This is a genomic window from Arthrobacter sp. BI5 (assembly GCF_056680065.1).
Genome location: NZ_CM155264.1, coordinates 1,282,844 through 1,304,611, shown reverse-complemented (window position 1 = coordinate 1,304,611; position 21,768 = coordinate 1,282,844). Strand labels below are relative to the sequence as shown.

The 21,768-nt window shown below is 69.2% G+C and carries 21 protein-coding genes; 12 read left to right on the top strand and 9 right to left on the bottom strand.

Translation table 11 applies throughout. The features are described 5' to 3' along the window. Positions 1–31: 31 nt before the first annotated feature. Positions 32–763: a glutamine amidotransferase gene (locus tag AC1MED_RS05960; protein ID WP_479785975.1), complete on the top strand. Its 732-nt coding sequence runs from the start codon at positions 32–34 to the stop codon at positions 761–763. 201 nt (positions 764–964) lie between these two features. Here AC1MED_RS05960 and AC1MED_RS05955 read toward each other — a convergent pair whose 3' ends face one another. Then, positions 965–2,377: an MFS transporter gene (locus AC1MED_RS05955; RefSeq protein ID WP_346960554.1), complete on the bottom strand. Its 1,413-nt coding sequence runs from the start codon at positions 2,375–2,377 to the stop codon at positions 965–967. A gap of 191 nt (positions 2,378–2,568) precedes the next feature. Between AC1MED_RS05955 and AC1MED_RS05950 the strand changes: the two genes are divergently transcribed. The 6 genes from AC1MED_RS05950 (at position 2,569) to AC1MED_RS05925 (ending at position 9,857) form a co-directional block, all read left to right on the top strand. Continuing rightward, positions 2,569–2,895, top strand: coding sequence for an ArsR/SmtB family transcription factor (locus AC1MED_RS05950; RefSeq protein WP_479786574.1), 327 nt, complete (start codon positions 2,569–2,571; stop codon positions 2,893–2,895). Further along, complete coding sequence (locus AC1MED_RS05945; protein WP_479785973.1) at positions 2,892–3,674, top strand: cation diffusion facilitator family transporter; 783 nt, start codon at positions 2,892–2,894, stop codon at positions 3,672–3,674. Before AC1MED_RS05950 ends, AC1MED_RS05945 begins: the two co-directional genes overlap by 4 nt. A 43-nt stretch (positions 3,675–3,717) precedes the next feature. Next, positions 3,718–4,419: a DsbA family protein gene (locus tag AC1MED_RS05940; protein WP_479785972.1), complete on the top strand. Its 702-nt coding sequence runs from the start codon at positions 3,718–3,720 to the stop codon at positions 4,417–4,419. Between the two features lie 342 nt (positions 4,420–4,761). After that, positions 4,762–6,120: an MFS transporter gene (locus AC1MED_RS05935; RefSeq protein WP_479786573.1), complete on the top strand. Its 1,359-nt coding sequence runs from the start codon at positions 4,762–4,764 to the stop codon at positions 6,118–6,120. Continuing rightward, positions 6,121–8,304 carry a molybdopterin oxidoreductase family protein gene (locus AC1MED_RS05930; protein ID WP_479785970.1) on the top strand — a complete coding sequence of 728 codons (2,184 nt, stop codon included), beginning with the start codon at positions 6,121–6,123 and terminating at the stop codon, positions 8,302–8,304. Then, positions 8,301–9,857, top strand: coding sequence for an FAD-dependent oxidoreductase (locus AC1MED_RS05925; RefSeq protein WP_479785968.1), 1,557 nt, complete (start codon positions 8,301–8,303; stop codon positions 9,855–9,857). Before AC1MED_RS05930 ends, AC1MED_RS05925 begins: the two co-directional genes overlap by 4 nt. A 12-nt stretch (positions 9,858–9,869) precedes the next feature. Here AC1MED_RS05925 and AC1MED_RS05920 read toward each other — a convergent pair whose 3' ends face one another. From AC1MED_RS05920 to AC1MED_RS05910, 3 genes are read right to left on the bottom strand one after another with little or no spacing between them, the layout of a single operon-like run. Next, positions 9,870–10,682: an amino acid ABC transporter ATP-binding protein gene (locus AC1MED_RS05920; RefSeq protein ID WP_479785967.1), complete on the bottom strand. Its 813-nt coding sequence runs from the start codon at positions 10,680–10,682 to the stop codon at positions 9,870–9,872. After that, positions 10,669–11,334: an amino acid ABC transporter permease gene (locus tag AC1MED_RS05915; RefSeq protein WP_479785965.1), complete on the bottom strand. Its 666-nt coding sequence runs from the start codon at positions 11,332–11,334 to the stop codon at positions 10,669–10,671. The genes AC1MED_RS05920 and AC1MED_RS05915 overlap by 14 nt, the downstream gene beginning before the upstream one ends. A 36-nt stretch (positions 11,335–11,370) precedes the next feature. After that, positions 11,371–12,192, bottom strand: coding sequence for an amino acid ABC transporter substrate-binding protein (locus AC1MED_RS05910; RefSeq protein WP_479785964.1), 822 nt, complete (start codon positions 12,190–12,192; stop codon positions 11,371–11,373). A gap of 400 nt (positions 12,193–12,592) precedes the next feature. On the opposite strand from AC1MED_RS05910, the gene AC1MED_RS05905 reads away from it, so the two are divergent. Then, positions 12,593–12,967 (top strand): hypothetical protein, encoded by a 375-nt coding sequence (locus AC1MED_RS05905; RefSeq protein ID WP_479785963.1) that lies wholly within the window; start codon positions 12,593–12,595, stop codon positions 12,965–12,967. Continuing rightward, positions 12,943–13,233: a hypothetical protein gene (locus tag AC1MED_RS05900; RefSeq protein ID WP_479785962.1), complete on the top strand. Its 291-nt coding sequence runs from the start codon at positions 12,943–12,945 to the stop codon at positions 13,231–13,233. Before AC1MED_RS05905 ends, AC1MED_RS05900 begins: the two co-directional genes overlap by 25 nt. On the opposite strand, the gene AC1MED_RS05895 is transcribed toward AC1MED_RS05900, so the two are convergent. Beyond that, entirely contained in the window at positions 13,230–13,769 is a 540-nt protein-coding gene (locus tag AC1MED_RS05895) for a flavodoxin domain-containing protein (RefSeq protein WP_479785960.1), read from the bottom strand. The two genes, AC1MED_RS05900 and AC1MED_RS05895, sit on opposite strands and share 4 nt — an antisense overlap. Positions 13,770–13,940: 171 nt before the next feature. Here AC1MED_RS05895 and AC1MED_RS05890 point away from each other — a divergent pair, with 171 nt between their 5' ends. Then, positions 13,941–15,398 carry a benzaldehyde dehydrogenase gene (locus AC1MED_RS05890; RefSeq protein ID WP_479785958.1) on the top strand — a complete coding sequence of 486 codons (1,458 nt, stop codon included), beginning with the start codon at positions 13,941–13,943 and terminating at the stop codon, positions 15,396–15,398. A gap of 98 nt (positions 15,399–15,496) precedes the next feature. On the opposite strand, the gene AC1MED_RS05885 is transcribed toward AC1MED_RS05890, so the two are convergent. Together AC1MED_RS05885 and AC1MED_RS05880 are read right to left on the bottom strand one after the other, a co-directional pair. Beyond that, complete coding sequence (locus AC1MED_RS05885; RefSeq protein WP_479785957.1) at positions 15,497–16,222, bottom strand: hypothetical protein; 726 nt, start codon at positions 16,220–16,222, stop codon at positions 15,497–15,499. Between the two features lie 21 nt (positions 16,223–16,243). Beyond that, complete coding sequence (locus AC1MED_RS05880; RefSeq protein ID WP_479785956.1) at positions 16,244–17,659, bottom strand: NAD(P)H-quinone dehydrogenase; 1,416 nt, start codon at positions 17,657–17,659, stop codon at positions 16,244–16,246. An 82-nt stretch (positions 17,660–17,741) separates the two neighbouring features. Between AC1MED_RS05880 and AC1MED_RS05875 the strand changes: the two genes are divergently transcribed. After that, positions 17,742–18,560, top strand: a complete 819-nt coding sequence (locus AC1MED_RS05875) for a purine-nucleoside phosphorylase (protein WP_175322747.1) — start codon at positions 17,742–17,744, stop codon at positions 18,558–18,560. 27 nt (positions 18,561–18,587) lie between these two features. Here AC1MED_RS05875 and AC1MED_RS05870 read toward each other — a convergent pair whose 3' ends face one another. Next, positions 18,588–19,028 carry an RrF2 family transcriptional regulator gene (locus tag AC1MED_RS05870; protein ID WP_479785955.1) on the bottom strand — a complete coding sequence of 147 codons (441 nt, stop codon included), beginning with the start codon at positions 19,026–19,028 and terminating at the stop codon, positions 18,588–18,590. A gap of 360 nt (positions 19,029–19,388) precedes the next feature. On the opposite strand from AC1MED_RS05870, the gene AC1MED_RS05865 reads away from it, so the two are divergent. Then, positions 19,389–21,140, top strand: coding sequence for a phospho-sugar mutase (locus tag AC1MED_RS05865; protein ID WP_479785954.1), 1,752 nt, complete (start codon positions 19,389–19,391; stop codon positions 21,138–21,140). Here AC1MED_RS05865 and nirD read toward each other — a convergent pair. Then, positions 21,137–21,520, bottom strand: a complete 384-nt coding sequence (gene nirD, locus AC1MED_RS05860) for a nitrite reductase small subunit NirD (RefSeq protein WP_479785953.1) — start codon at positions 21,518–21,520, stop codon at positions 21,137–21,139. The two genes, AC1MED_RS05865 and nirD, sit on opposite strands and share 4 nt — an antisense overlap. Between the last annotated feature and the right edge of the window lie 248 nt (positions 21,521–21,768).

The window sequence follows — 21,768 nt, the reverse complement described above, 5'->3', positions numbered from 1 at the left end:
GCAACGGTGCGGCGGGGGCAGACTTAGTTACGTGAAGCCATTCCTGCTCCTCGCCTCCCGTGCCGAGGACGCCGCCGCCGACGACGAATACCTCGCCTACCTGCGCTACACCGGCCTGGCCGAGGCCCAGCTGCACCGGGTCCGGATGGAGGCCGCGCCGCTGCCCCTGCTGGAGCTCAGCGAGTACTCGGGCGTGATCGTCGGCGGCAGCCCCTTCACTTCCAGCGACCCGGCCGAGCATAAGAGCGGCACCCAGCACCGGGTGGAGCGCGAACTGTTCGCCCTGCTGGACCGGATCGTGGCCGAGGACTTCCCGTTTCTGGGCGCCTGCTACGGCGTCGGCACCCTCGGCCTGCACCAGGGCGCCGTGATCGACCGGACCTACGGCGAGGGGCTCGGCGGCGTCACCGTCAGCATGACCTCCGCCGGGCAGCAGGACCCGCTCCTGCGCGGACTGCCGGAGCAGTTCACGGCGTTCGTGGGCCACAAGGAAGCGTGCACCGTGCTGCCCGGCGGGGCGGTGCTGCTGGCGAGTTCCGAGGCCTGCCCGGTGCAGATGTTCCGGATCCGGTCCAACCTCTACGCCACCCAGTTCCACCCCGAGCTCGACGTCCAGGGCCTCACCACCCGGATCGACATCTACCGGCAGGCGGGCTACTTCCCGCCCGACTCCGCCGAGGAGCTGATGGCGCAGGCCAGGCAGCACAATGTCACCGAGCCGATGGCCATCCTGCGCAACTTTGTGGAGCGCTACGCGCGGTAAGGACCCGTCCGCCAGCCGACCGCCGCGCCGGTCCGCCCCGCCGCCGGCGGCACCTCCCCGCCGCGCCGGTCCGCCCCGCTCCCCGCCCGCCGCCGTCGCGCTCCTGCCCGGTTCTTGCCCGGCAACCGCCCCGCGACACGGAAAAGCCCGGCGTGTCCGCAGAACACACCGGGCTTTTCGACTAAGAACCGGGCTGGAGCGTCAGGCTACGTTGTTCTCGTAGTCCAGGTCGCGGGTTTCCTTGCTCACAAACAGGGCGATCAGCGTCAGCACGGCCATGGCGGTAAGGTACACACCCACCAGCACCGGGCTGCCCTTCGCCATTTCCCAGAGCCAGACGGCGATGAACGGTGCCACGGCCGCGCCAAGGATGGATGAGACGTTGTAGCTGATGGCCGAACCGGTGTACCGGACGTTGGTCGGGAACAGTTCAGGCAGCAGCGCGCCCATCGGACCGAACGTCAGGCCCATCAGCGAGAAGCCGATGATCAGCAGGCCCATGGTCCCCGCGAAGCCGGCGCTGAAGAGCGGAACAAACAGCAGGCCGAAAACGAAGATGCCGGCGGTGACCGCGATCAGCATCTTGCGGCGGCCGTACTTCTCGGCCAACGGGCCGGAGACCAGGGTGAAGATGCCGAAGAACACGACGCCGGCAATCAGCATCCAGAGGAAGTCGTTGCGGGTGTAGCCCAGGCCCGGGACAAACGCGGCGGCTGCCGCTTCAGTCATCGGCTTGCCGGCCTTCTCGGCGGCGGCCTTGGCGGCGGCCAGGCTGGACGCCCGGGTGCCGTAGGTCAGCGTGAACGTGGTCATCAGGTAGAAGAGCACGTACGTGGCGAGCATGATGAAGGTGCCCAGGATCAGCTGGCGCCAGCTGCTCTTGAAGACGCGGCCCAGCGGCAGCTTGGCGACCTCGTTGGACTCGATGACCTTGGTGAAGGCCGGCGTTTCGATCAGCTTGAGGCGGACGTACAGGCCGATGATGACCATCACGGCGCTGAGCAGGAACGGCACGCGCCAGCCCCAGGCCTCGAAGGCCGACGGGGACAGGGTGTAGCTGAAGACCAGGAAGATGACGTTGGCGATGATGAAGCCGATCGGCGCGCCCAGCTGCGGGAACGTGCCGTAGATGGCGCGCTTGTTCGCCGGGGCGTTCTCGGTGGCCAGCAGGGCCGCGCCGCTCCATTCGCCACCGAGGGCGAGGCCCTGGGCGAAGCGCATCACGACGAGCAGTGCCGGGGCCCAGAAGGTCCAGCCGGGAACGGTCGCCGTCGGGAGGCAGCCGATCAGGAAGGTGGCGATGCCCATGGTGAGCAGCGAGGCGACGAGGGTCCCCTTGCGGCCGAACTTGTCACCGAAGTGGCCGAAGACGATCGAGCCGAGCGGGCGGGCAATGAATGCGACACCGAAGACGGCGAAGGAGCTCAGCAGCTGGGTGGTTTCGTTCTGGCCCGGGAAGAAGAGCTTCGGGAAGACCAGCACGGCGGCCGTGGCATAGACGTAGAAGTCGTAGAACTCAACGGTGGTGCCGATCAGGCTGGCGACGATCACGCGGCCGCGCGAGTTCACCTGCTTGGCAGACCCCTGCTCCGCTGAAGTGGCAGTGGATGACATGTAGTGACGCTTTCATGAAGACCGGACCGCACTACGGAAAGACGACCGGCAAAAGGAATGGATATACCTTCGATAATAGTTCCCCGCGTCCACCCAATGGACAAATGTTCCACTATTTGGACACCGCGTGTCGTCCGGATACGGCTCAATACAAAATTGCCTGAATACATGCAGCGATGTACTTTGAGGAGATGGAAACCCTCACGCACGCCCCGGTGCTGGCCCGGTTCGGCTACGCGGTCTCCGACCCTACCCGGGCGCGGATTCTGCTGGCTTTGGCGGAGGCGCCCGCGTACCCCTCGGAGCTCGCCGATTCCCTGGGGGTCTCGCGGCAGAGCATGTCCAACCATCTGACCTGCCTGCGGGGCTGCGGCCTGGTGGTGGCCGTCCCGGACGGCCGGCGGACCCGGTACGAGCTCGCCGATGCCCGGTTGGGCCACGCGATCAGGGACCTGCTCGGCGTCGTGTTGGCCGTTGACCCCGCCTGCTGCACCCCGGACGGGACGTGCCTGGCATGACCACAACAATCCAAGCAGCCCCTAGCGCCGCCCGCCGTGCCACCCTCAGCCGGCGCATCCGGCTTTTCGCGGCAGCGACGATCACCTACAACATCGCCGAGGCCGTCGTCGCGCTCTGGGCAGGCAACGTCGCGGATTCCTCCGCCCTCATCGGCTTTGGACTTGATTCGGTGATCGAGGTCGCCTCCGCGGTCGCCTTGTCCTGGCAGTTCTCCGCGAAAGACCCGGAACGGCGTGAGCACCTGACCCTGCGGATCATCGCGATCTCCTTCTTCGCCTTGGCACTGTTCGTCTCCGTGGACTCCGTCAGGTCGCTGACCGGAGGCGGCGAGGCACAGCACTCCATCCCGGGCATCGTCACTGCTGCCCTGAGCCTGGCCGTCATGCCCGTCCTGTCCTGGCTGCAACGCCGGACCGGCCGCGAGCTCGGCTCCAGGACCGCGGTGGCAGATTCCAAGCAGACGCTGCTGTGCACATACCTTTCCGCGGTCTTGCTACTGGGCCTCGTCCTGAACAGCACGCTGGGATGGTGGTGGGCAGACGCTGGCGCGGCACTGGTCATCGCCGGGATCGCCGTCCGCGAAGGCATCAACGCGTGGCGCGGGGACGCCTGCTGCGCCCTCCCCCACCCCGCGGCCGACGACGGCGACGCGCGCGTTGCCAGCGCCACCGACGCCGTCGCGCCCCCGACCGGCGCTGCTGCTGGCTGCTGCAAGGGTTGTGGATCCGGTCCCGAACCGAAAGTTGTCACCCTCTCCATGCCGCCACGGCATGGCTGAGCCGTAGACCCCGCCCGCAACGAAAAGAACAGCGCCGCCATCCATGACACAAGCCCTGAATAAAACGCCGTCCCCCAGCGGCCCGACAAGGACGGCCCGGACGGCCCGCCTGCTGATTTGGATCCTGCTCGGACTCATCGTCGCCGGCGGCCTGATCTGGTACGCGGTCTTCACCGTCACCAAACCCGCAACCGCACCCCTGCCTGCGGCCGCAGACGCACAACTCGTCCGGGAGGACAGCCACCGGGTGACCTCCCCGGCCACGGAGAAGGCGCAACTGGTCGAGTTCCTGGACTTCGAGTGCGAATCCTGCCACGCGGCCGAGCCGCTCGTGCAGGAGCTGAAGCAGGAGTACGGGGACCGGATCACGTTCGTCCACCGCTACTTCCCCCTCCCCGGGCACCGGAACTCCGGAAACGCCGCCCTCGCCGTCGAAGCCGCGGCCGCGCAGGGCCAGTACGAGCAGATGGCTGCAAAGCTGTTCGAAACCCAGCCCCAGTGGGGCAGCAAGCATGATTCCCAAAGCGCCGCGTTCAGGACCTTCGCGCGGGAGCTCGGCCTGGACCTGGCGGCCTACGACGCCGCCGTAGCGGATGAAAAGACGAGAGCCCGGATCCGCCAGGACGTCGCGGACGGCACGGCCCTGGGAGTGACCGGGACACCCACGTTCTTCCTCAACGGCAAAAAGCTCATCCTCAACAGCGAAGAAGAATTCCGCCAGAAACTCACCGACGCCGCAAAGTAGGCCGGAGTCCGGACCGGAACCGGCTCCTTCCGCAGCGGGCCGCCCAGCGGGGAGCCCGCTTGCCGGATCTACCCGACACCCGGCGGCCATGCGGGCGCGCCGACCAAGTCATCGAAGCGCTGAAGAGCTCACGCCCCTCACGCCGTCACAAAAGCGCCGATAGGCAAACGTCACAGCACGTTAACAAAGCACGAGCCTCCCGGAAACGCGGCGTCCCTAGTTTTGAGGGACACCCCGAAGGAGGTCCCCGTGACTGCAGAACGTATTGCCGACGCCGCTACCGGCGTCTCCCCGAACCACGACGCCGAGCGCACCGCCGTCGGCGGCCCCGTCGGCACCTCAGTGGCCGGCCCCGCGCTGGAGTACCGCCCGGGCCGCTGGATCGCGAACTGGGACGCCGAGAACAAGAGCCAGTGGGAGTCGCTGGGCCGCGGCATCGCTCGCCGGAACCTGAACTGGTCCATCTTCGCCGAGTTCCTGGGCTTTGTGGTCTGGCAGCTCTGGTCGATCGTGGTGGTCCAGCTTCCCGCGGCCGGGTTCCGGTTCTCCACCAACGAAATCTTCTGGCTGATCTCGATGCCCAGCCTGGTGGGTGCGACGCTCCGCATCCCCTACACCTTCATGGTTCCGCGCTTTGGCGGTCGGAACTGGACGATCGTCTCGGCCATGCTGCTGCTGATCCCGTCGACCGGACTGGCCCTGTGCGTCGGAAACCCCGGCACCCCGTTCGGCGTCATGCTGCTCGTGGCGGCCCTGGCCGGTTTCGGCGGCGGCAACTTCGCCAGTTCGATGGCCAACATCACGTTCTTCTACCCGGCCCGGGAAAAGGGCTGGGCTCTGGGGCTGAACGCCGCCGGCGGGAACCTGGGCGCCGCCGTCGCCCAGCTCGCCGTGCCGGTCGCCATCACCGTGCTGGCCGCCGGGACCGTGAACCTGCCGGTGGCCGGGCTGATGTGGATCCCGCTGATCCTGCTCGCCGCGTTCGGCGCCTGGAAGTACATGGACAACCTGACCAGCGCCAAGGGCGACGTCGCCGGCTCGCTCGCCGCGGTCAAGGAACCACACCTGTGGGTCATGGCGCTGCTCTACATCGGCACCTTCGGCTCCTTCATCGGCTTCGCCGGCGTGTTTCCCAAACTTATCAAGGACTACTTCCCGGCGTTTTCCTCGATCGGCGTCGGTACCGTGGCCCTGTCGCTGGCGTTCCTCGGCCCGCTGGTCGGTTCGCTGGCCCGGCCCTACGGCGGACGGATGGCGGACCGGCTGGGCGGTGCGCGGATGACCGTGACCGCGTTCGCCGCGATGGCCGTCATCACCCTGACCATGGTCTGGACCCTGCCGCTGGGCAACTTCTGGCTCTTCCTGGCCCTGTTCCTGGCCCTGTTCACGGCCAGCGGCTTCGGCAACGGGGCCACCTACCGGATGATCCCGGTGATCTTCGCCCTGCACAGCCGGGCAGCCCTCTCCGGGGCCAGCACGGTGAACACCCAGCGACTGGCGTCCTCCGCGCTGGGCCTGATCTCCGCGATCGGCGCCTACGGCGGGTTCGTGATCCCGCAGGTCCTCAACGCCTCCAACACCGCCAGCGGCTCCTACGCTCCGGCCTTCTACGGCTTCGTCGCCGCCTACCTCGTGATGCTGGCCGTCTGCTGGGCCTGCTACCTGCGCCCCGCCGCACGCCACGGCAAAGGACACGTCTAAATGGCCGACGGCGCCGCCACCCACTGCCCGTACTGCGCACTGCAGTGCGCCATGACGCTGACCGCTCCGGCGGTGCCGGCGGCGGCTGCACTTCCGTCGCGGCCCTCGGAGGCTCCGCTGGAGGTGGCCGGCCGGGACTTCCCGACCAACCGCGGCGGGCTGTGCCGCAAGGGCTGGACCTCGGCGTCGCTGCTGGAGCACCCGGGCCGCGTCACCGAGCCCCTGCTTAAGGGCCCCGACGGCGTGCACCGCCCGGTCAGCTGGGATACGGCGCTGGAGCTCGCCGCCGCGGCGGTCAGGGACACCCGCGCCGCGTACGGGCCGGACGCCGTCGGGGTGTTCGGCGGCGGCGGGCTCACCAACGAGAAGGCCTACCAGCTGGGCAAATTCGCCCGGCTGGCCCTGGGCACCTCGCGGATCGACTACAACGGCCGGTTCTGCATGTCCTCGGCCGCCGCGGCCGGGATGCGCGCCTTCGGCCTGGACCGGGGACTGCCGTTCCCGCTGGCGGACCTCGATACCGCCAGCACCATCCTGCTGCTTGGCTCCAACGTCGCCGAGACCATGCCGCCTTTCGTCCAGCACCTGCAGGGCACCCGCGACGCCGGCGGCCTGATCGTCGTGGACCCGCGGCGCTCCGCCACCGCGGCTTTCACGGCCGACGGCGGCGGCCTGCACCTGCAGCCGCTGCCGGGCACGGACCTCGCCCTGCTGCTGGGCCTGGCCCACGTGGTGGTCCACGAAGGCCTCGCGGACAGCGGCTACATCGCGGACCGGACCGCCGGCTACAACGCCCTGGCCCGCAGCGTCGCCCCCTACTGGCCCGAGCGCGTGCAGTCCCTCACCGGGGTCCCGGCCGGGCTGATCCGCGACACCGCCCGCCGGCTGGCCGAGGGCTCCCGGCAGGGCGGCAGCTACATCCTCACCGGCCGGGGTGTGGAACAACATGTGGACGGCACGGACACCGCCACCGCTGCAATCAACCTCGCCCTGCTGCTGGGCCTCCCGGGCTCGGCGCGCAGCGGCTACGGCACCCTCACCGGCCAGGGCAACGGCCAGGGCGGCCGGGAGCACGGCCAGAAGGCGGACCAGCTTCCCGGCTACCGCAAGATCACCGACCCCGCCGCGCGCGCCCACGTCGCCGCCGTCTGGGGCGTGCCGGAATCGCTGATCCCCGGGCCGGGCATCCCCGCCGTGGAACTGCTCAAGTCCCTGGGGCAGCCCGACGGCGTCCGCTGCCTCTTCGTGCACGGCGCCAACGTGGCGGTCTCCGCACCGGATGCGAACGCCGTGATCGCCGGGCTGCGCAGCCTGGACTTCCTGGTGGTCTGCGACTTCTTTGTCTCCGAGACCGCGGCCGAGGCGGACCTGGTCCTGCCGGTCACCCAATGGGCTGAGGAGGAAGGCACGCTGACCAATCTGGAGGGTCGGGTGCTGCGCCGCCGCCGGGCCATCGATCCCCCGCCCGGGGTGCGCAGCGAACTCTGGATCATGACCCGGCTGGCCGCGCTGCTTGACGCGCCGTCAACGTTCAGCGAAGACCCGGAGACCGTGTTCGAGGAGCTCCGCCTCGCCTCCGCGGGCGGCTTGGCCGACTACTCCGGAATCGATTACGCCCTGCTGGACCGCGGCGAGGAAGCCTACTGGCCCTACCCGGCCGGAAGCACCGGGACGCCGCGATTGTTCCTGAACTCCTTCGCCCATCCGGACGGCCGGGCGGTGTTCACTCCGGTGGCGCCCCGCCGTCGTTTGCCCCGTGCCCCGGAGGCGGCTGCTCCCCCGGCCGGCACTCCAATGACCCTGATCACTGGGCGCCTGCTGGAGCACTACCAGTCCGGCGCCCAGACCCGGCGGGTGGACGCCCTGGCCGCGGCCCGGCCGGAGGCGCGGCTGCAGATCCACCCCGCCGCGGCCGCCGCGCAGGGCATCAGTGAGGGCGACGTCGTCTCGGTTGCCAACGCCCGCGGCGAGGTGCTGTGCCGGGCGGAGCTGAGTGCGGACATCCGGCCAGAGACGGTGTTCCTGCCGTTCCATTTCCCGGATGTGGAGAGCGCCAACCGGCTCACAGAGGCGGCCACGGACCCGGTCTCCGGAATGCCGGAGTTCAAGACGACGAACGTGTGGGTGCGGCCGGCAGTGGCCGGTCCGCACGTCAAGGTTCTACAGCTGGAAGGTGCCTCATGACGGAGCGGATCGTAGTGGTGGGTTTCGGCCCGGTGGCGGCGCGGCTGGTGGATGAGCTGTTGCCTGCCGTGCGCAGCGGGGTCGTGGCGCTGACGGTGCTCGGCGAGGAGGCGGAAGCCGCCTACAACCGCGTGCTCGTGGCGGACCTGGGCGTCGGTCGGACGACGGCGGGCGCGCTGGCGCTGGCGGACGCGGCGGTGCTGGTTGCCGAGGGCGTGGACGTCCGGCTGGGCGTCCGGGTCCGCCGGGTGGACCGTGCCCGGCAGCGGGTCCTGCTCAGCGATGGCAGCTCCCCCGGCTACGACCGGCTGGTTTTCGCCGCCGGTTCGCGTCCGGTGATCCCCAACCTCACCAGGCTGAACCCGGACCCGGCCGCCCCGGTGCTGCCCGCCGGCGTGACGGCGCTGCGGGACCTGGCGGACGCTGCGGCGCTGCAGGCGGCGGTGGCGGGCGGCAAGCGTGTGGTGGTCCTGGGCGGCGGTGTGCTGGGCCTGGAGACGGCGCTGGCCGCGGCCGAGGAGGGCGCCACCGTGACCGTGGTGCACAACGGCCCGCATCCGTTGGGCCGCAACATTGACCGCGGCGGCGGCGCCGTGCTGGCCGCTGCACTGCGGAACTGCGGCGTGAAGGTTGCCGGCAACGCGCGCTCGGTCGCCGTGGAGACCGGGGCCCACGGCGGCTTCTCGGCGCTGCTGCTGGCGGACGGTTCCGCGATCGACGGCGACCTGCTGGTGCTCTCCTGCGGCGTCCGGCCCCGGACCGAACTCGCGGAGGGGTGCGGCCTGTCGACGGCGGCCGGCATCCTGGTGGACCACCGGCTGCGGGCGCACCACGAACCGCACATCTTCGCGATCGGCGACTGCGCCGAGGTCCGCTGCCCCGACCCGGAGTGCGTGGTCTGCCGGAGCGCCCGCGGCCCGTCCGGGCTGGTGGGACCGGGCTGGCGGCAGGCGGAATGGCTCGCCGGCTACCTGACGCTGCTGGCCTCCGGCGCTGTCGAGGCGGAGGCGTTGCCGCCGCTACCTGCGGAACAGCCCGGTGTGCTGGTGCTGAAAGCACGCGGCCTGACCGTGGCCGTGGCCGGGGATGTGTCCGCCGATCCGTGGGACGAGGAGGCTTTGACCGCCGGGGCCGTGGGCGGCCGGGCCCGGCTGCAGGTGGCCCAGTGGGCCGATCCCGAGCACGGCCGCTACGTCAAGATGACCACCCGGGCCGGCGTACTCGAGGGCCTGGTGGCAGTGGGCATGCCCCGCACCGCGGCCGAGCTGGTGCAGCTGTTCGAGCGCGGCGCGGAGCTGCCGGCGGACCGGTCGTTGCTGCTGCGCCTGGACGGACCGGACCAGACGGCGGCGGCCGCGGCCGCGGCTGATCCGGAGCGCACTGTGTGCCGGTGCGCCGGGGTGAGCGGAACGTCCATTGCCGCCGCGGTGTCCTCAGGCTGCGGGACGGTGGCCGAGGTCTCGGCCTCCACCCGCGCCGGCACCGGCTGCGGCGGCTGCCATGAGGACATCAAGGGGCTCATCGAAAGGCACTTCCAGGGCGCAGAGGCGTAGGGCGGACCTGCCTTAGAACGGATTCAGCAGCCGGTCCACGAACTGCCGGGTGCGCTCCTCCCGCGGGGCGCGCAGCACCGTGTCCGGATGGCCGCGTTCCACGACCACCCCGCCGTCCATGAAGATGACTTCGTCGGCAACCTCGCGGGCGAACGCCAGCTCATGGGTCACCACGACCATGGTCCAGCCCTCGTCCGCCAACTCCTTGATGACGATCAGGACATCGCCGACAAGCTCCGGGTCGAGCGCCGACGTCGGCTCGTCAAAAAGCAGCAGCTGCGGGCGCAGGGCCAGCGCGCGCACGATGCCGACGCGCTGCTGCTGGCCGCCGGAGAGCTCGAAGGGATAGCTGTCTTCCTTGTCCGCAAGCCCGACCCGGGCGAGCAGTTCCCGGGCCTCCCTGACGGCCTCCGCCTTGGGCCGCTTCTGCACCTGGACCGGGCCCTCGATGACGTTCTCGAGGGTGGTCTTGTGCGGAAACAGGTTGTAGTGCTGGAACACCATCGCGCTACGGTCCCTCATGGCCGCCAGCTGCTTCTTCGACACCTGGGCAGAAAAGTCGACCGTGAGGTCGCCGGCGAACTCCACGATGCCGGCGTCGGGAACTTCGAGTCCGTTAAGGCACCGCAGGACCGTCGTTTTGCCGGAGCCGGACGGCCCGATCAGGGTGACCACTTCACCCCGGCGGACGTTCAGGTCGATTGATTTCAGCACTTCATGCTGGCCAAACGCCTTGCGGAGTCCGCGGACCGACAACAGTGGCGCGGCGTCCGGCGCAGTGTCAGGGAGGCCGGCGCCCGGGAGATCGGATTCAGTGGGCGACATAGCGGTCCAATCTCTTCTCAAGGACGGACTGGCCGCCAGCGAGAACCAGGCAGATGATCCAGTAAATGACGGCCGCTTCCAGATACAGCAGCATAAATTCCTGGCTGAACGCCGCCACCTGCTGGGCCTGGCGGAACAGTTCGGTGACGAGGATCAGCGAGGCCAGGGACGTGTCCTTGACCAGGCTGATAAAGGTGTTGGACAGCGGCGGGACCGAGACCCGCGCGGCCTGCGGCAGGATGATCCGGACCAGCGACTGGCGGCGGGACATCCCGATGGTGTGGCCAGCCTCCCATTGGCCCTTCGGAACGGACAGGATGGCCGCCCGGATGACCTCGGCGGCGTAGCCGCCTACGTTCAGGGAGAAGGCGATGATCGCGCTGGGCCAGGGACTGATGGTGACGCCGATGGAGGGCAGCCCGTAGAAGATGACAAACAGCTGAACCAGGAGCGGCGTGCCCCGGATAACAGAGATGTAGATCCGAGCGATCGCCGAGAGGACGGGATTGCGGCTGAGTCGCATCAGGGCGACCAGCAGGGCCAGCAGCAGTCCCAAGGCGAACGAGGCCAGCGCCACGGGAATGGTGCCGGTAATCGCGCCGCTCAGGATGGGTCCCAGCGACCCCCAGACGAGATCCCAGTTGATCGTCATGATCGGGAGCCGCGTTCTTCGACGGTTTCCATCCGGCTACTTGGTGACGTCGGCGTTGAAGTATTTCTGCGAAATCTTCTTGAGGGTACCGTCGGCCTGCAGCTCGGTGAGGGCCTTGTCGACTGCGGCCGTCAGGCTGGTTGAGCCCTTGCGGAACGCGAAGGCGCTGAGCGACTTGTCCGTGGTCTCGGCGGCGATCTTGATGCTGTCATCCTGGGCCGTCTTCTGCTGGTCCAGGTAGGTGAGCTTGTCGTTGATGGTGGCATCGACGCGTCCCTGCTTGAGCAGCGTAATCGCCTGCGCCCAGCCCTCAACGGCCTGCACGTTGGCCCCGCTCTGCTGTGCCAGCTTGTACCAATTGCTCGTCAGCGACTGCGCCGTGGTCTTGCCCTTGAGGCCGTCGAAGGAAGTGATGTCTGCATTGTCGGACTTAGTGACAATGACGCCGGTGCTGACGGTGTACGGGGTGGAGAAGTCGTACTTCGCCTTGCGTTCGTCCGTGATCGAGACCTGGTTGGCGACGACGTCGAACCGCTTGGCTTCGAGGCCGGCAAAGATCGCGTCGAACTGCGTCTCCTGGAAGGCCGGCTTGACGCCGAGCTTGCCGGCGACGGCGTTGATGATCTCGACGTCGTAACCCGTCAGCTCGCCGTTGCCGTTGGCGTGGAAGGAGAAGGGCTTGTAGGTGCCCTCCGTGCCGACCCGGAGCACACCCGCACTCTTGACGTCGCTCAATGAGGTGTCCGGGCCGCCTGCCGGTGCCGAGCTGGCAGGAGTTGTGGACGCCGACCCGCATCCGGTCAGGGCTAGTCCTGCAGCTGCGATGAGGCCGATAACGGAAAGTCGTGTGCGCTTCATGGTGGGTCCTTCGTCGAGGAGCCGGCAAGGGCTCGCCAGCTTGGCCGCGTGGCGGCATTCTTACTTGCGACGATAGCAAGATCGCTCGTCGATGGAAGACCCCAAATGACGGCGTATGACGGCCTGATGTGAGACAGGTTTGACGGACGTCCGATTCGGTGGTGAGGTACCGGTCCCCACAGGAACAAACGCCCGGGCCACATGCAGGGGAGTGTCGAGAGTCGCGTCCGGTGAGCGGTCGCTAGGGGTTGGACCGCGCTCAATTTGGGCAGACCGGAGTTGTGCACAATCAGAAGGCAGTAATCTACGCCTGCCCCACGCACACCGGGGCTTTGTCCCCTTGGCCACGGGCCCCCGCCGGGCTTCAATCGGCACAGGAACCACCCCCGAGGAGGCACCAGTGTCCGTCCCCATCATTCTGGCCGTAGGCGCCGTCGTCGTGGTCGGAGTCGTGCTGGGAGTTGTCATTAGGCGGCAGAAAGACCCGCAGCGGCGGTCCGCCGCCCTGGTGAAAACCGGTGCCGCTCTCATGGCGGTCTTCACCGCGTTCGGCGGCGCGTTCATCGGCGGCTACGCCATGGAGGAACCGGGCGGGTCGGCCGGCCTGACGACGCTCCTGGCCTGGGCGGCGCCGATGCTGGTCCTTGCGGCCCTCGCCTGGTTCTGGCCGGCAGCGGCAGTTCCCCTGCTGGTGGCACTGACGGCGGCCTTCGTCGCGCTGTGTGTGTGTGGTTTGCCGTCGATTCGACGATGGCGCGCAGCTTCCAGGAAGTGAACGGACCGGTGCTGGCTATCGGCGTCGTCGCCCTGGCGTTCCCGGCCGCCATCCTCGGGCTGAAACGGACCGCCCTGGCGGGGTGGTTGCTGCTGGCCCTGGGTGTGCTGCCGCTGCTGATCACGGTGCTCGGCCGGTCGGGCCCAGTCTCCTCGCTCGCCGCGGCAAGCGTGATCCCGCTGATCACCGGAATCGTCTACCTGCTGGCCGCCCGGATGGCCCGGGGCAGTTCGACGTCGGGAAGCGTTCGGACGGCTGCCGTCTAAGCCCCGGCTGGCGGCAGCCCGGCCAGGAAGTCCTCCGCGAAGCGCCGGACGCCGTCCCACTCGGTGTAGACGTAGTCGCGGGAAAGATCCGTGTCCGGGGAGCCCTTGCTGCTGGTGATCCTCTTCATCATGTGCCGTTTGAGGAAGCCGTACTGGGTATAGGGCAGCGCGCCAGCGAACAGGCCGACGTGCGCCGGACGCCAGCCGGTCTCCTCCTCGAACTTCTCCACATAGCCTTCCGCGCTCTCCTCGTCCCCGTGCGCGGCGAGGCTGACCGAGAACAGCGCTGAGGGCAGCCGTTCCAGCGCCGCCCTGTTCGCGCGGACGAAATCCGTGACAAACCCCTCGTGCTTGCCCATGTGGACCGAGGCCCCGACGATGACGCCGTCGCACTCATCCGGGAGGGCATCGCCGGAGGTCTGGAGATCGGCAGCCCGGGCCTCGTGCCCGTGTTCACGGATCACGTAGGCGATGTACTCGGCGATCCGGGCCGTCTGGCCCTCGACGGTCCCGAAGGGAAGGTAAATGTTGGCCATGGTCCACTGTGCGAGCACCCGTCGGCGCCGGGCTAGGGCCGAGTGTCACCGGAGGGTCTTGACGGCGGCTGCGGCACAGCATGTGATGGACGGGATCGGCCAGCGCGCTATCGACCTGGCGTACGGCCGCCCAAGGCAGCCCCACGCAGCCCCACGATGAAAGGACACGTCATGTCCCTGCTCGACTCCGCCCTCTGGGAGGGCAAGATCTACCTCAACGGCTGGCGCACCGGCGGCGGCGGGACAGCTGACGCCGTCGAACCAGCCACCGGCGAGACCCTGGGCAGCTACGGCGTCGCCTCCGTGGACGACGTCCGCGAGGCCGCCACGGCCGCGGCCAAGGCACAAAAGGAGTGGGCTGCCCGCAACCCGGAGGACCGGGCCGCCGTGCTGCGCCGCGCCGGCCAGCTCTGGGAGGAGCACGCCGCCGAAATCCAGGACTGGATCGTCCGCGAATCCGGCGGCATCCCGCCCAAGGCCGGGCTGGAAACGCACATCGCCGCCAACGAATGCTACGACGCCTCCGCGCTGCCCTCACTCCCGGCCGGCGACGTGCTCACCTCCAACGAAAACCGCTGGTCCTTCGCCCGGCGCCGGCCGGTGGGAGTGGTCTCGGTGATCGCGCCGTTCAACTTCCCGCTGATCCTTTCGATCCGCGCCGTCGCCCCGGCCCTGGCCCTCGGCAACGCTGTGCTGCTCAAACCGGACCCCCGCACCGCGGTCTGCGGCGGCGTGACCGTAATGCGGATCTTCGAGGAGGCCGGCCTCCCGTCGGGGCTGCTCTCCCTGCTCCCCGGCGGCGCGGAGATCGGCGCCGCCGTCGTCGAGGCCCCCGAGGTCCGGGTGATCGCCTTTACCGGATCGACGGCGGCCGGCCGCAAGATCGGCGAAACCGCCGGCCGGCTGCTCAAACGCGCGCACCTCGAACTGGGCGGCAACAACGCGCTGATCGTGCTGCCCGGAGCCGACCTGGCCAAGGCGGCCTCCGCGGCGGCATTCGGATCATTCATGCACCAGGGCCAGATCTGCATGGCGGCCGGCCGGCACATTGTGCACGAGGACATCTACGACGACTACGTCGCCGCCCTCGCCGAAAAGGCCGGGCACCTGCCGGTGGGAGATCCGAAGAGCGGCACCGTGGCACTCGGCCCGGTGATCGACGAACGCCAGCTGCACCGGGTGGACGGGATTGTCCAGGACGCGGTGCAGGCCGGCGCCCGGCTGGCTGCCGGCGGCACCCACGACGGCCGGTTCTACCAGCCCACCGTGCTGGTGGACCTGGCCGAGGACAGCCCCGCGTGGAAGGACGAAATCTTCGGCCCCGTGGCCCCGGTCATGAAGTTCTCCACCCTGGACGAGGCCGTGGCGCTGGCCAACGACAATGAATACGGGCTGTCCATCGGCATCCTGGGCGACGTCGGCATGGCCATGACCATCGCGGACCGGCTGGACTCCGGCAAGGTCCACATCAACGAGCAGACGGTGTCCGACGAGGCGAACTCCCCCTTCGGCGGGACGAAGAACTCCGGCAACGGCTCACGGATCGGCGGCCACCACGCCAACATGGAATCCTTCACCGAAATCCAGTGGCTCACCATGCGCCCGGACATCGCACCGTACCCGTTCTAAGGCCCGTGCCCGTTTTTCGCGGGAGGAGGCGGGGGACGACGGCGGCTGCCGCTGTCCCCCTGCCTTCTCTGCTTCCCTGCGTCAGTGCCCTAGGTGGTTCAGCGTTCCGCGGCGAGGTGCGTGGCCGGGTCAAAGGGCTCGAACACCGACGAGCCGATCATGAAAATGCCGCGCTGGGGAATCCAGAAGTCCCCCAGCCTGTCCTGGACCGGCAGCGCCGAAGCCTGCCCCAGGCTATGCCCCCGCAAGTGCGCTGTGCTGTCACGGACAAACCACATCCGGCGCGGGCGCGCACCGAACGTCTGCCCGTTGGGCACCCTGCCCGTCAGCCCGATGTGCCCGGCGCCCAGCACCGGGCCTGCCACGGCGCCCATGGCGCGCAGGAAGGTCCGGTTGCGCCACAGCGGCTCCGGGACAGACCCGGCCACGGCCGACATCAGCCGGGTGACCGGCGTCGCAGCCAGTGTCACGTCCCAGGCCAGGTCCACCCCGTCACCTACCTCCACGCGGAAGGAGTAGTCGTCATGCCACCGGAGGGAAATCCCGACGGTGGACGCGGCCCCGAGCGCGCTGCCGAAGTAGCGGGGACAGGACGACGCGGGGGCTGTGGTGCTGTGCATCGTCCAGACGCCGGCAGGGTCACGGATCCAGACCGAGGTGTAGCCCGGGCCGACGGAGGACGCAGCAAAACGCCGCAGGGCCAGGATGTAGCCGGAGCTGAACGGAACGCCCATCACGCCGTAGCCGGCAAAGCGTTCCTCCGGTCCGGAAGGCAGCGCGGGATGCTGTTCCACGGACTCAACCAGGGTGCGGGGACTCTGCATGGCTACTGCCTCCGTTAGTTGCTACATGTGGACGTGCAACCGCCGCGCCGCCTCGGAGATGGAACCGCTCAGCGACGGGTAGACGGTGAAGGTGCTGGCGACGTCGTCGACGTGCAGTTTCTGCGTCACCGCCAGGGAGATCGCGAAGATCAGCTCGGAGGCGTTCGGCCCCACCACGACGCCGCCGATCACGGTGCCGGAGCCCTTGCGGGCGAAGATCTTGATGAACCCGTCCTTGTGGTTGCGCATCTTGGCGCGCGCGTTGCTGCGCAGCGAAAGCTTGACGACGTCGCCCTGGTACTTTCCGGAGTCGATCTCCGCCTCCGAGACGCCGACGTTGGCGATCTCCGGGGAGGTGAAGATGTTCGACGCCACCTGGTGCAGCTTGAGCGGGGTGACGCTGTCGCCGAGGAAGTGCGCGATCGCGATGCGTCCCTGCATGGCCGCGACCGAGGCGAGGGCCAGCACGCCGGTGCAGTCGCCGGCGGCGTAGATGTTCGGCGCGGTGGTGCGCGATACGCCGTCGACCTTGATGTGGCCGCTCTCGGTCAGCGCGACGCCGGCCTCCTCCAGGCCGATCCCGGCGGTGTTCGGGATGGATCCCACAGCCACCAGGCAGTGGCTGCCGGTCACCTTGGAGCCGTCGCCGAGGGTGACCACGACGCCGTCGTCCGTGCGCTCCACGGTCTCGGCGCGCGCCCGGGACAGCACTTTCACGCCGCGGCGCTCGAAGACGCCCTCCAGCACTTCCGCCGCGTCCGTGTCCGAGCCGGGCAGCACCCGGTCGCGGGACGAAATCAGGGTGACCTTGGAGCCCAGGCCGTTGTACGCGGAGGCGAATTCGGCGCCGGTGACGCCGGAACCCACCACAATCAGTTCCTCGGGCAGCTCGTCCAGGTTGTAGATCTGTGCCCAGTTAAGGATGCGTTCGCCGTCCGGGCGGGCCGTGGGCAGTTCGCGCGGGTGGGCGCCGACGGCGAGCAGGATCGCGTCGGCTTCAATGGTCTCGGTGCCCGCGGCGGTGAGGACCTCGATCGTGTGGTTGTCCAGCATCTTGCCGGAGCCGAGCAGGATGCGGACGCCCTGGCCCTCCAGGCCCTTCTGGATGTCGGAGGACTGCTGCCGGGCCAGGCTTAGCAGGCGGTCGTTGATGTGCTTGAGGTCCGCGCGCATCGTCGGGCTGCAGTCGCCGCCGTCGAGGTCGAACTTCACACCCAGTTCACCGGCCTCGCCCACGCGGGTCATCAGGTCCGCCGTCGCGATCAGCGTCTTGGACGGTACGACGTCGGTCAGCACCGCGGATCCGCCGAGCCCGGCACGCTCAATGATGGTGACCTGCGCCCCCAGTGAGGCGGCGACCATGGCGGCTTCATAACCGCCGGGCCCTCCGCCCAGAATCGCGATACGGGGTGCACTGAAATCGGGATGCGTAGTCACAATCATCCATTGTCCATCATCCGGACCGGCGCCACCAATAAAGATGCTGGGCTGGGCGGGAGCGGCACGGTAGCTTGTACCAGTGAGTAATACAGAATTCCTGAACACGGACCCCTTCGACGCCGCCCGCGCCGCCGCCGACTACATCGCCGAAGAGACCGGCGTCGACAGCCACGACGTCGCGCTGGTGCTCGGCTCGGGCTGGGGCGACGCCGCCGAACTGATCGGCGAGACCACCGCCACGCTCTCCGCGGACGAGGTCCCCGGCTTCTCCTCCCCTTCCGTGGTGGGCCACGTCGGCACCATCCGCTCGGTGTTGACCCGCGAGGGCAAGCGAGCCCTGGTGCTGGGCGCCCGCACACACTACTACGAGGGCAAGGGCGTCCGCGCGGTGGTGCACGGCGTGCGCACCGCGGCCGCCGCCGGCTGCAAGACATTGGTGCTGACCAACGGCTGCGGCGGCTTGAACGAGGACTGGGCGCCGGGCACCCCCGTGCTGATCAGCGACCACATCAACCTCACCGCCACCTCCCCGCTGGAAGGCGCCACCTTCGTGGACCTCACCGACCTGTACTCCTCGCGGATCCGCGGCCTGGCCCGCGAAGTCGATCCCAGCCTGGACGAAGGCGTCTACGCCCAGTTCACCGGCCCGCACTACGAGACCCCGGCCGAGGTGCAGTACGCCAAGCGGATCGGCGCGTCCCTGGTGGGCATGTCCACCGCACTGGAGGCCATCGCCGGCCGCCACGCAGGCATGGAGGTCTTCGGCATCTCGCTGGTGACCAACCTGGCCGCCGGCATCAGCCCGGTGCCGCTGAGCCACGCCGAGGTCCTTGAGGCCGGCCAAGCTGCCGGCCCGCGCATCTCCAAGCTGCTCGCGGAGATCATCGCCAAGCTCTGAGCCGGGCGCCCCTGGGCCAGGGGACGGTCAGCTGCCCGGGGCGGGGGTCAGCTGCCGGACCGCGTTGGCCCGGTCATCGGGGAACCGGCGTTCCATCGAGTCGGCGATTCCGGCAATGGTCTGCCGCGCCAGTGCCTGCCGCCACGCCAGCTCCGCCTGCCGCATGGTCTGCGAAATCAGGCAGGTCCGGACGAAGTTCTCCTGCCGGTCCGCGTCCGGCATGTCGCCAAGGATGGCCTCGCAGCGGAAGGCCGGCTCCGTTCCTTCCAAGGCCAGCACCACGTCCAGCACGGAGATGTTCTCCGGCCGGCGCGCCAGGTGGAAGCCGCCGCGCGGACCCGAGACCGAGGTCAAGATACCGGCCCGGACGAGGGCCTGGAGCTGTTTGTTCAGGTACGCCGCGGGCAGCTTGTAGAAAGCCGCCAGCCTGGCACTGTTCACGGCCTCCCCCGGCGGCGTCCACGACATGTTGACGCAAGAGTGCAAAGCCCACTCCACCCCACGGCCCATTTTCATATTCCAGACGTTACGTGTCCGGAAAATCGGGTGTCAATGAGCACCCGCCCCGGCGCCCCGGTCCTGCGCGGATCTTTCGCTGACCCTGCGCCGAGCTGGCAGTTCGCGGCAGTTCCGGCCGGAAACACTGCCGCGAAGTGTCACCTCGGCGTGCTCCTCCGGCGGGCGCCAAGACGGTGCCGGGTTGGCCGTCCCGCGGGCACGGGACGGGACCGGACGGGACTTCCGCCGGCCCGGGCGTGATGGAACTGTAAGCCCGGCCCGCGCTTGTCGGGACGCACCGCGCCGCCGTTTGACGCTAGTTTGGTACCCATGACGTCTTCCGATGCCGCATTGGCCCAACTGTTGAGCGACGCCCGTACGTGGGCGGCCCAGGACCCGGATCCCGCGACCGCCGCCGCCCTGACCGAGCTGGTCCGCCTCTCCGACGAGGGAGTCGCGGCAGCCCGGCAGGAACTCGCCGACAGCTTCAGCGGCACGCTCCAGTTCGGCACCGCGGGACTGCGGGCGGCCCTCGGGGCCGGACCGAACCGGATGAACCGCGTGGTGGTGCGCCGCGCCGCCGCCGGCCTCGCCGCCTTCCTCGGCACCGCCGTAGCGCAGTCCGCCCCGGGAACCCGGCCGCGCGCCGTCGTCGGCTACGACGCCCGCCACAACTCGGCCATCTTCGCCGAGGAGACCGCGGCGATCTTCACCGCCGCCGGCATCGAGACGTTCCTGATGCCCGCCGCGCTGCCCACGCCGCTGCTCGCCTACGCGGTCCGCGCCCTGGACTGCGACGGCGGCGTGATGGTCACGGCCAGCCACAACCCGCCGCAGGACAACGGCTACAAGGTCTACCTGGGCCGGCACGCGGTCGAGGAGAGCGGCCGCGGCGCCCAGATCGTGGCGCCGTACGACGCGCTGATCGCCGCGGAGATCGACGCCGTCGGCGCGCTGGACTCGATCGCCCTGGCCGCCGGGGGCTGGACGGTGCTGGATCCCTCCATCGCCGCCGACTATGAGGCCGCCGTCGCCGCCCTGGCTGCGCCGGAGCGCTTCCCGGCCCGGGACCTGAAGATCGTCCTGACCCCCATGCACGGGGTGGGCGGCGAGACCGCCGTCTCCGTACTCAAAGCCGCCGGCTTCGCCGACGTCACGCTGGTGGCCGAACAGGCGGAACCGGACCCCGACTTCCCCACCGTGAACTTCCCCAACCCCGAGGAGCCCGGCGCACTGGACCTTGCGCTGGAAACCGCGGCCCGGGTGGACGCCGACATTGTGATCGCCAACGACCCCGACGCCGACCGCGCCGCGGTGGCTGCGAAAGACCCGGACACCGGCGCCTGGCGGATGCTGCGCGGCGACGAGGTGGGATCCCTGCTGGGGGCGCACGTCGTGGCCCGGCTGACTGCCGCCGAAGCTGCCGATGGCAGTTCCACGGCCGGGGTCTTCGCCAACTCGATCGTTTCCTCCCGGCTGCTGGCCCGCATCGCCGCCGCCGCGGGCTACGCCCATGAGGAAACCCTCACCGGCTTCAAATGGATCGCCCGGGTGCCGGGCCTCCTCTACGGCTACGAGGAGGCGCTGGGCTACTGCGTCGCGCCGTCGCTGGTGCGGGACAAGGACGGGATCTCCGCCGCCGTGCTGATCGCCGAGCTCGCTGCCGCCGCCAAGGCCGAGGGCAAGACCATCTTTGACACCCTGGACGAGCTCTACCTGGTGCACGGCCTGCACGCCAGCGACCAGCTCAGCATCCGGGTCGCTGACCTGGGGCTGCTGGATGCCATGATGAACCGGCTGCGGGTCAGCCCGCCGGACTCGTTCGGCGGCTCCGCCGTCGAAACCGCCGCGGACCTGGCCGAAGGCAGCGACCAGCTTCCGCCCACGGACGGGATGCTCTACCTGACGAAGGACAGCAGCCGCGTCATCATCCGCCCCAGCGGCACCGAACCGAAGCTCAAGTGCTACCTCGAGGTGATCCGCAGCGTCGGATCCGCCGCCGAACTGCCGCAGGCGCGGCTCGAGGCCCGCGCGGCCCTCGACGGTGTCCTGGCCGACGTACGCGAGGCGCTGGGGCTCTAGAGCTCCACCTCGACGAAGCCGTCCGTGACCCGGACGGCGTAGGTGCCCAGGCGCAACTCCGGGCTGCCGAGGCACTCCCCTGTGCCGAGGTCATAGACCTCCTTATGCAGCGGCGAGGCCAGCGTGGGACGGGCACCGCGGGAGCCGGTGATGCCGCGGGCCATAACGTGGGCCCCGGTGGCCGGATCGGCGTGCTCGACGGCGAAAACCTCCCCGGCGGCGGTCCGGATCAGGGCCACCTGGCGTCCGGCGATCAGCGCGGCTTCGCCCCAGCCCGGCTCCAGGTCCTCGACGGCGCACACCCGGTGCCAGCCGGTCCCGCCTTCTCCCGCGATGCGCTCCACAAAGCTGCGGGCTGCGCTTTCCAGTACGGCAGTCATCTTGGCCCCTCTCAAAGTTCGTACGGCCACTGCTGCGGCCGTCCCCCCACGCTAGGACCGCGGTGTTTCAACGGCATGCGGCCAATGTGTCCGGCCGGTAAAAGAGACCTCACGCGGCCCGAAATGCGCCCGTGATGCAGAAGTTAAGATCACGAAACAAAAGGGAAACTGAAGCGAAACTGCCCATCCCTAGGCTGAACGGACCAGCTGATCGATGCTGCTGAGAGCACGGGTCGATCGAAACAGCT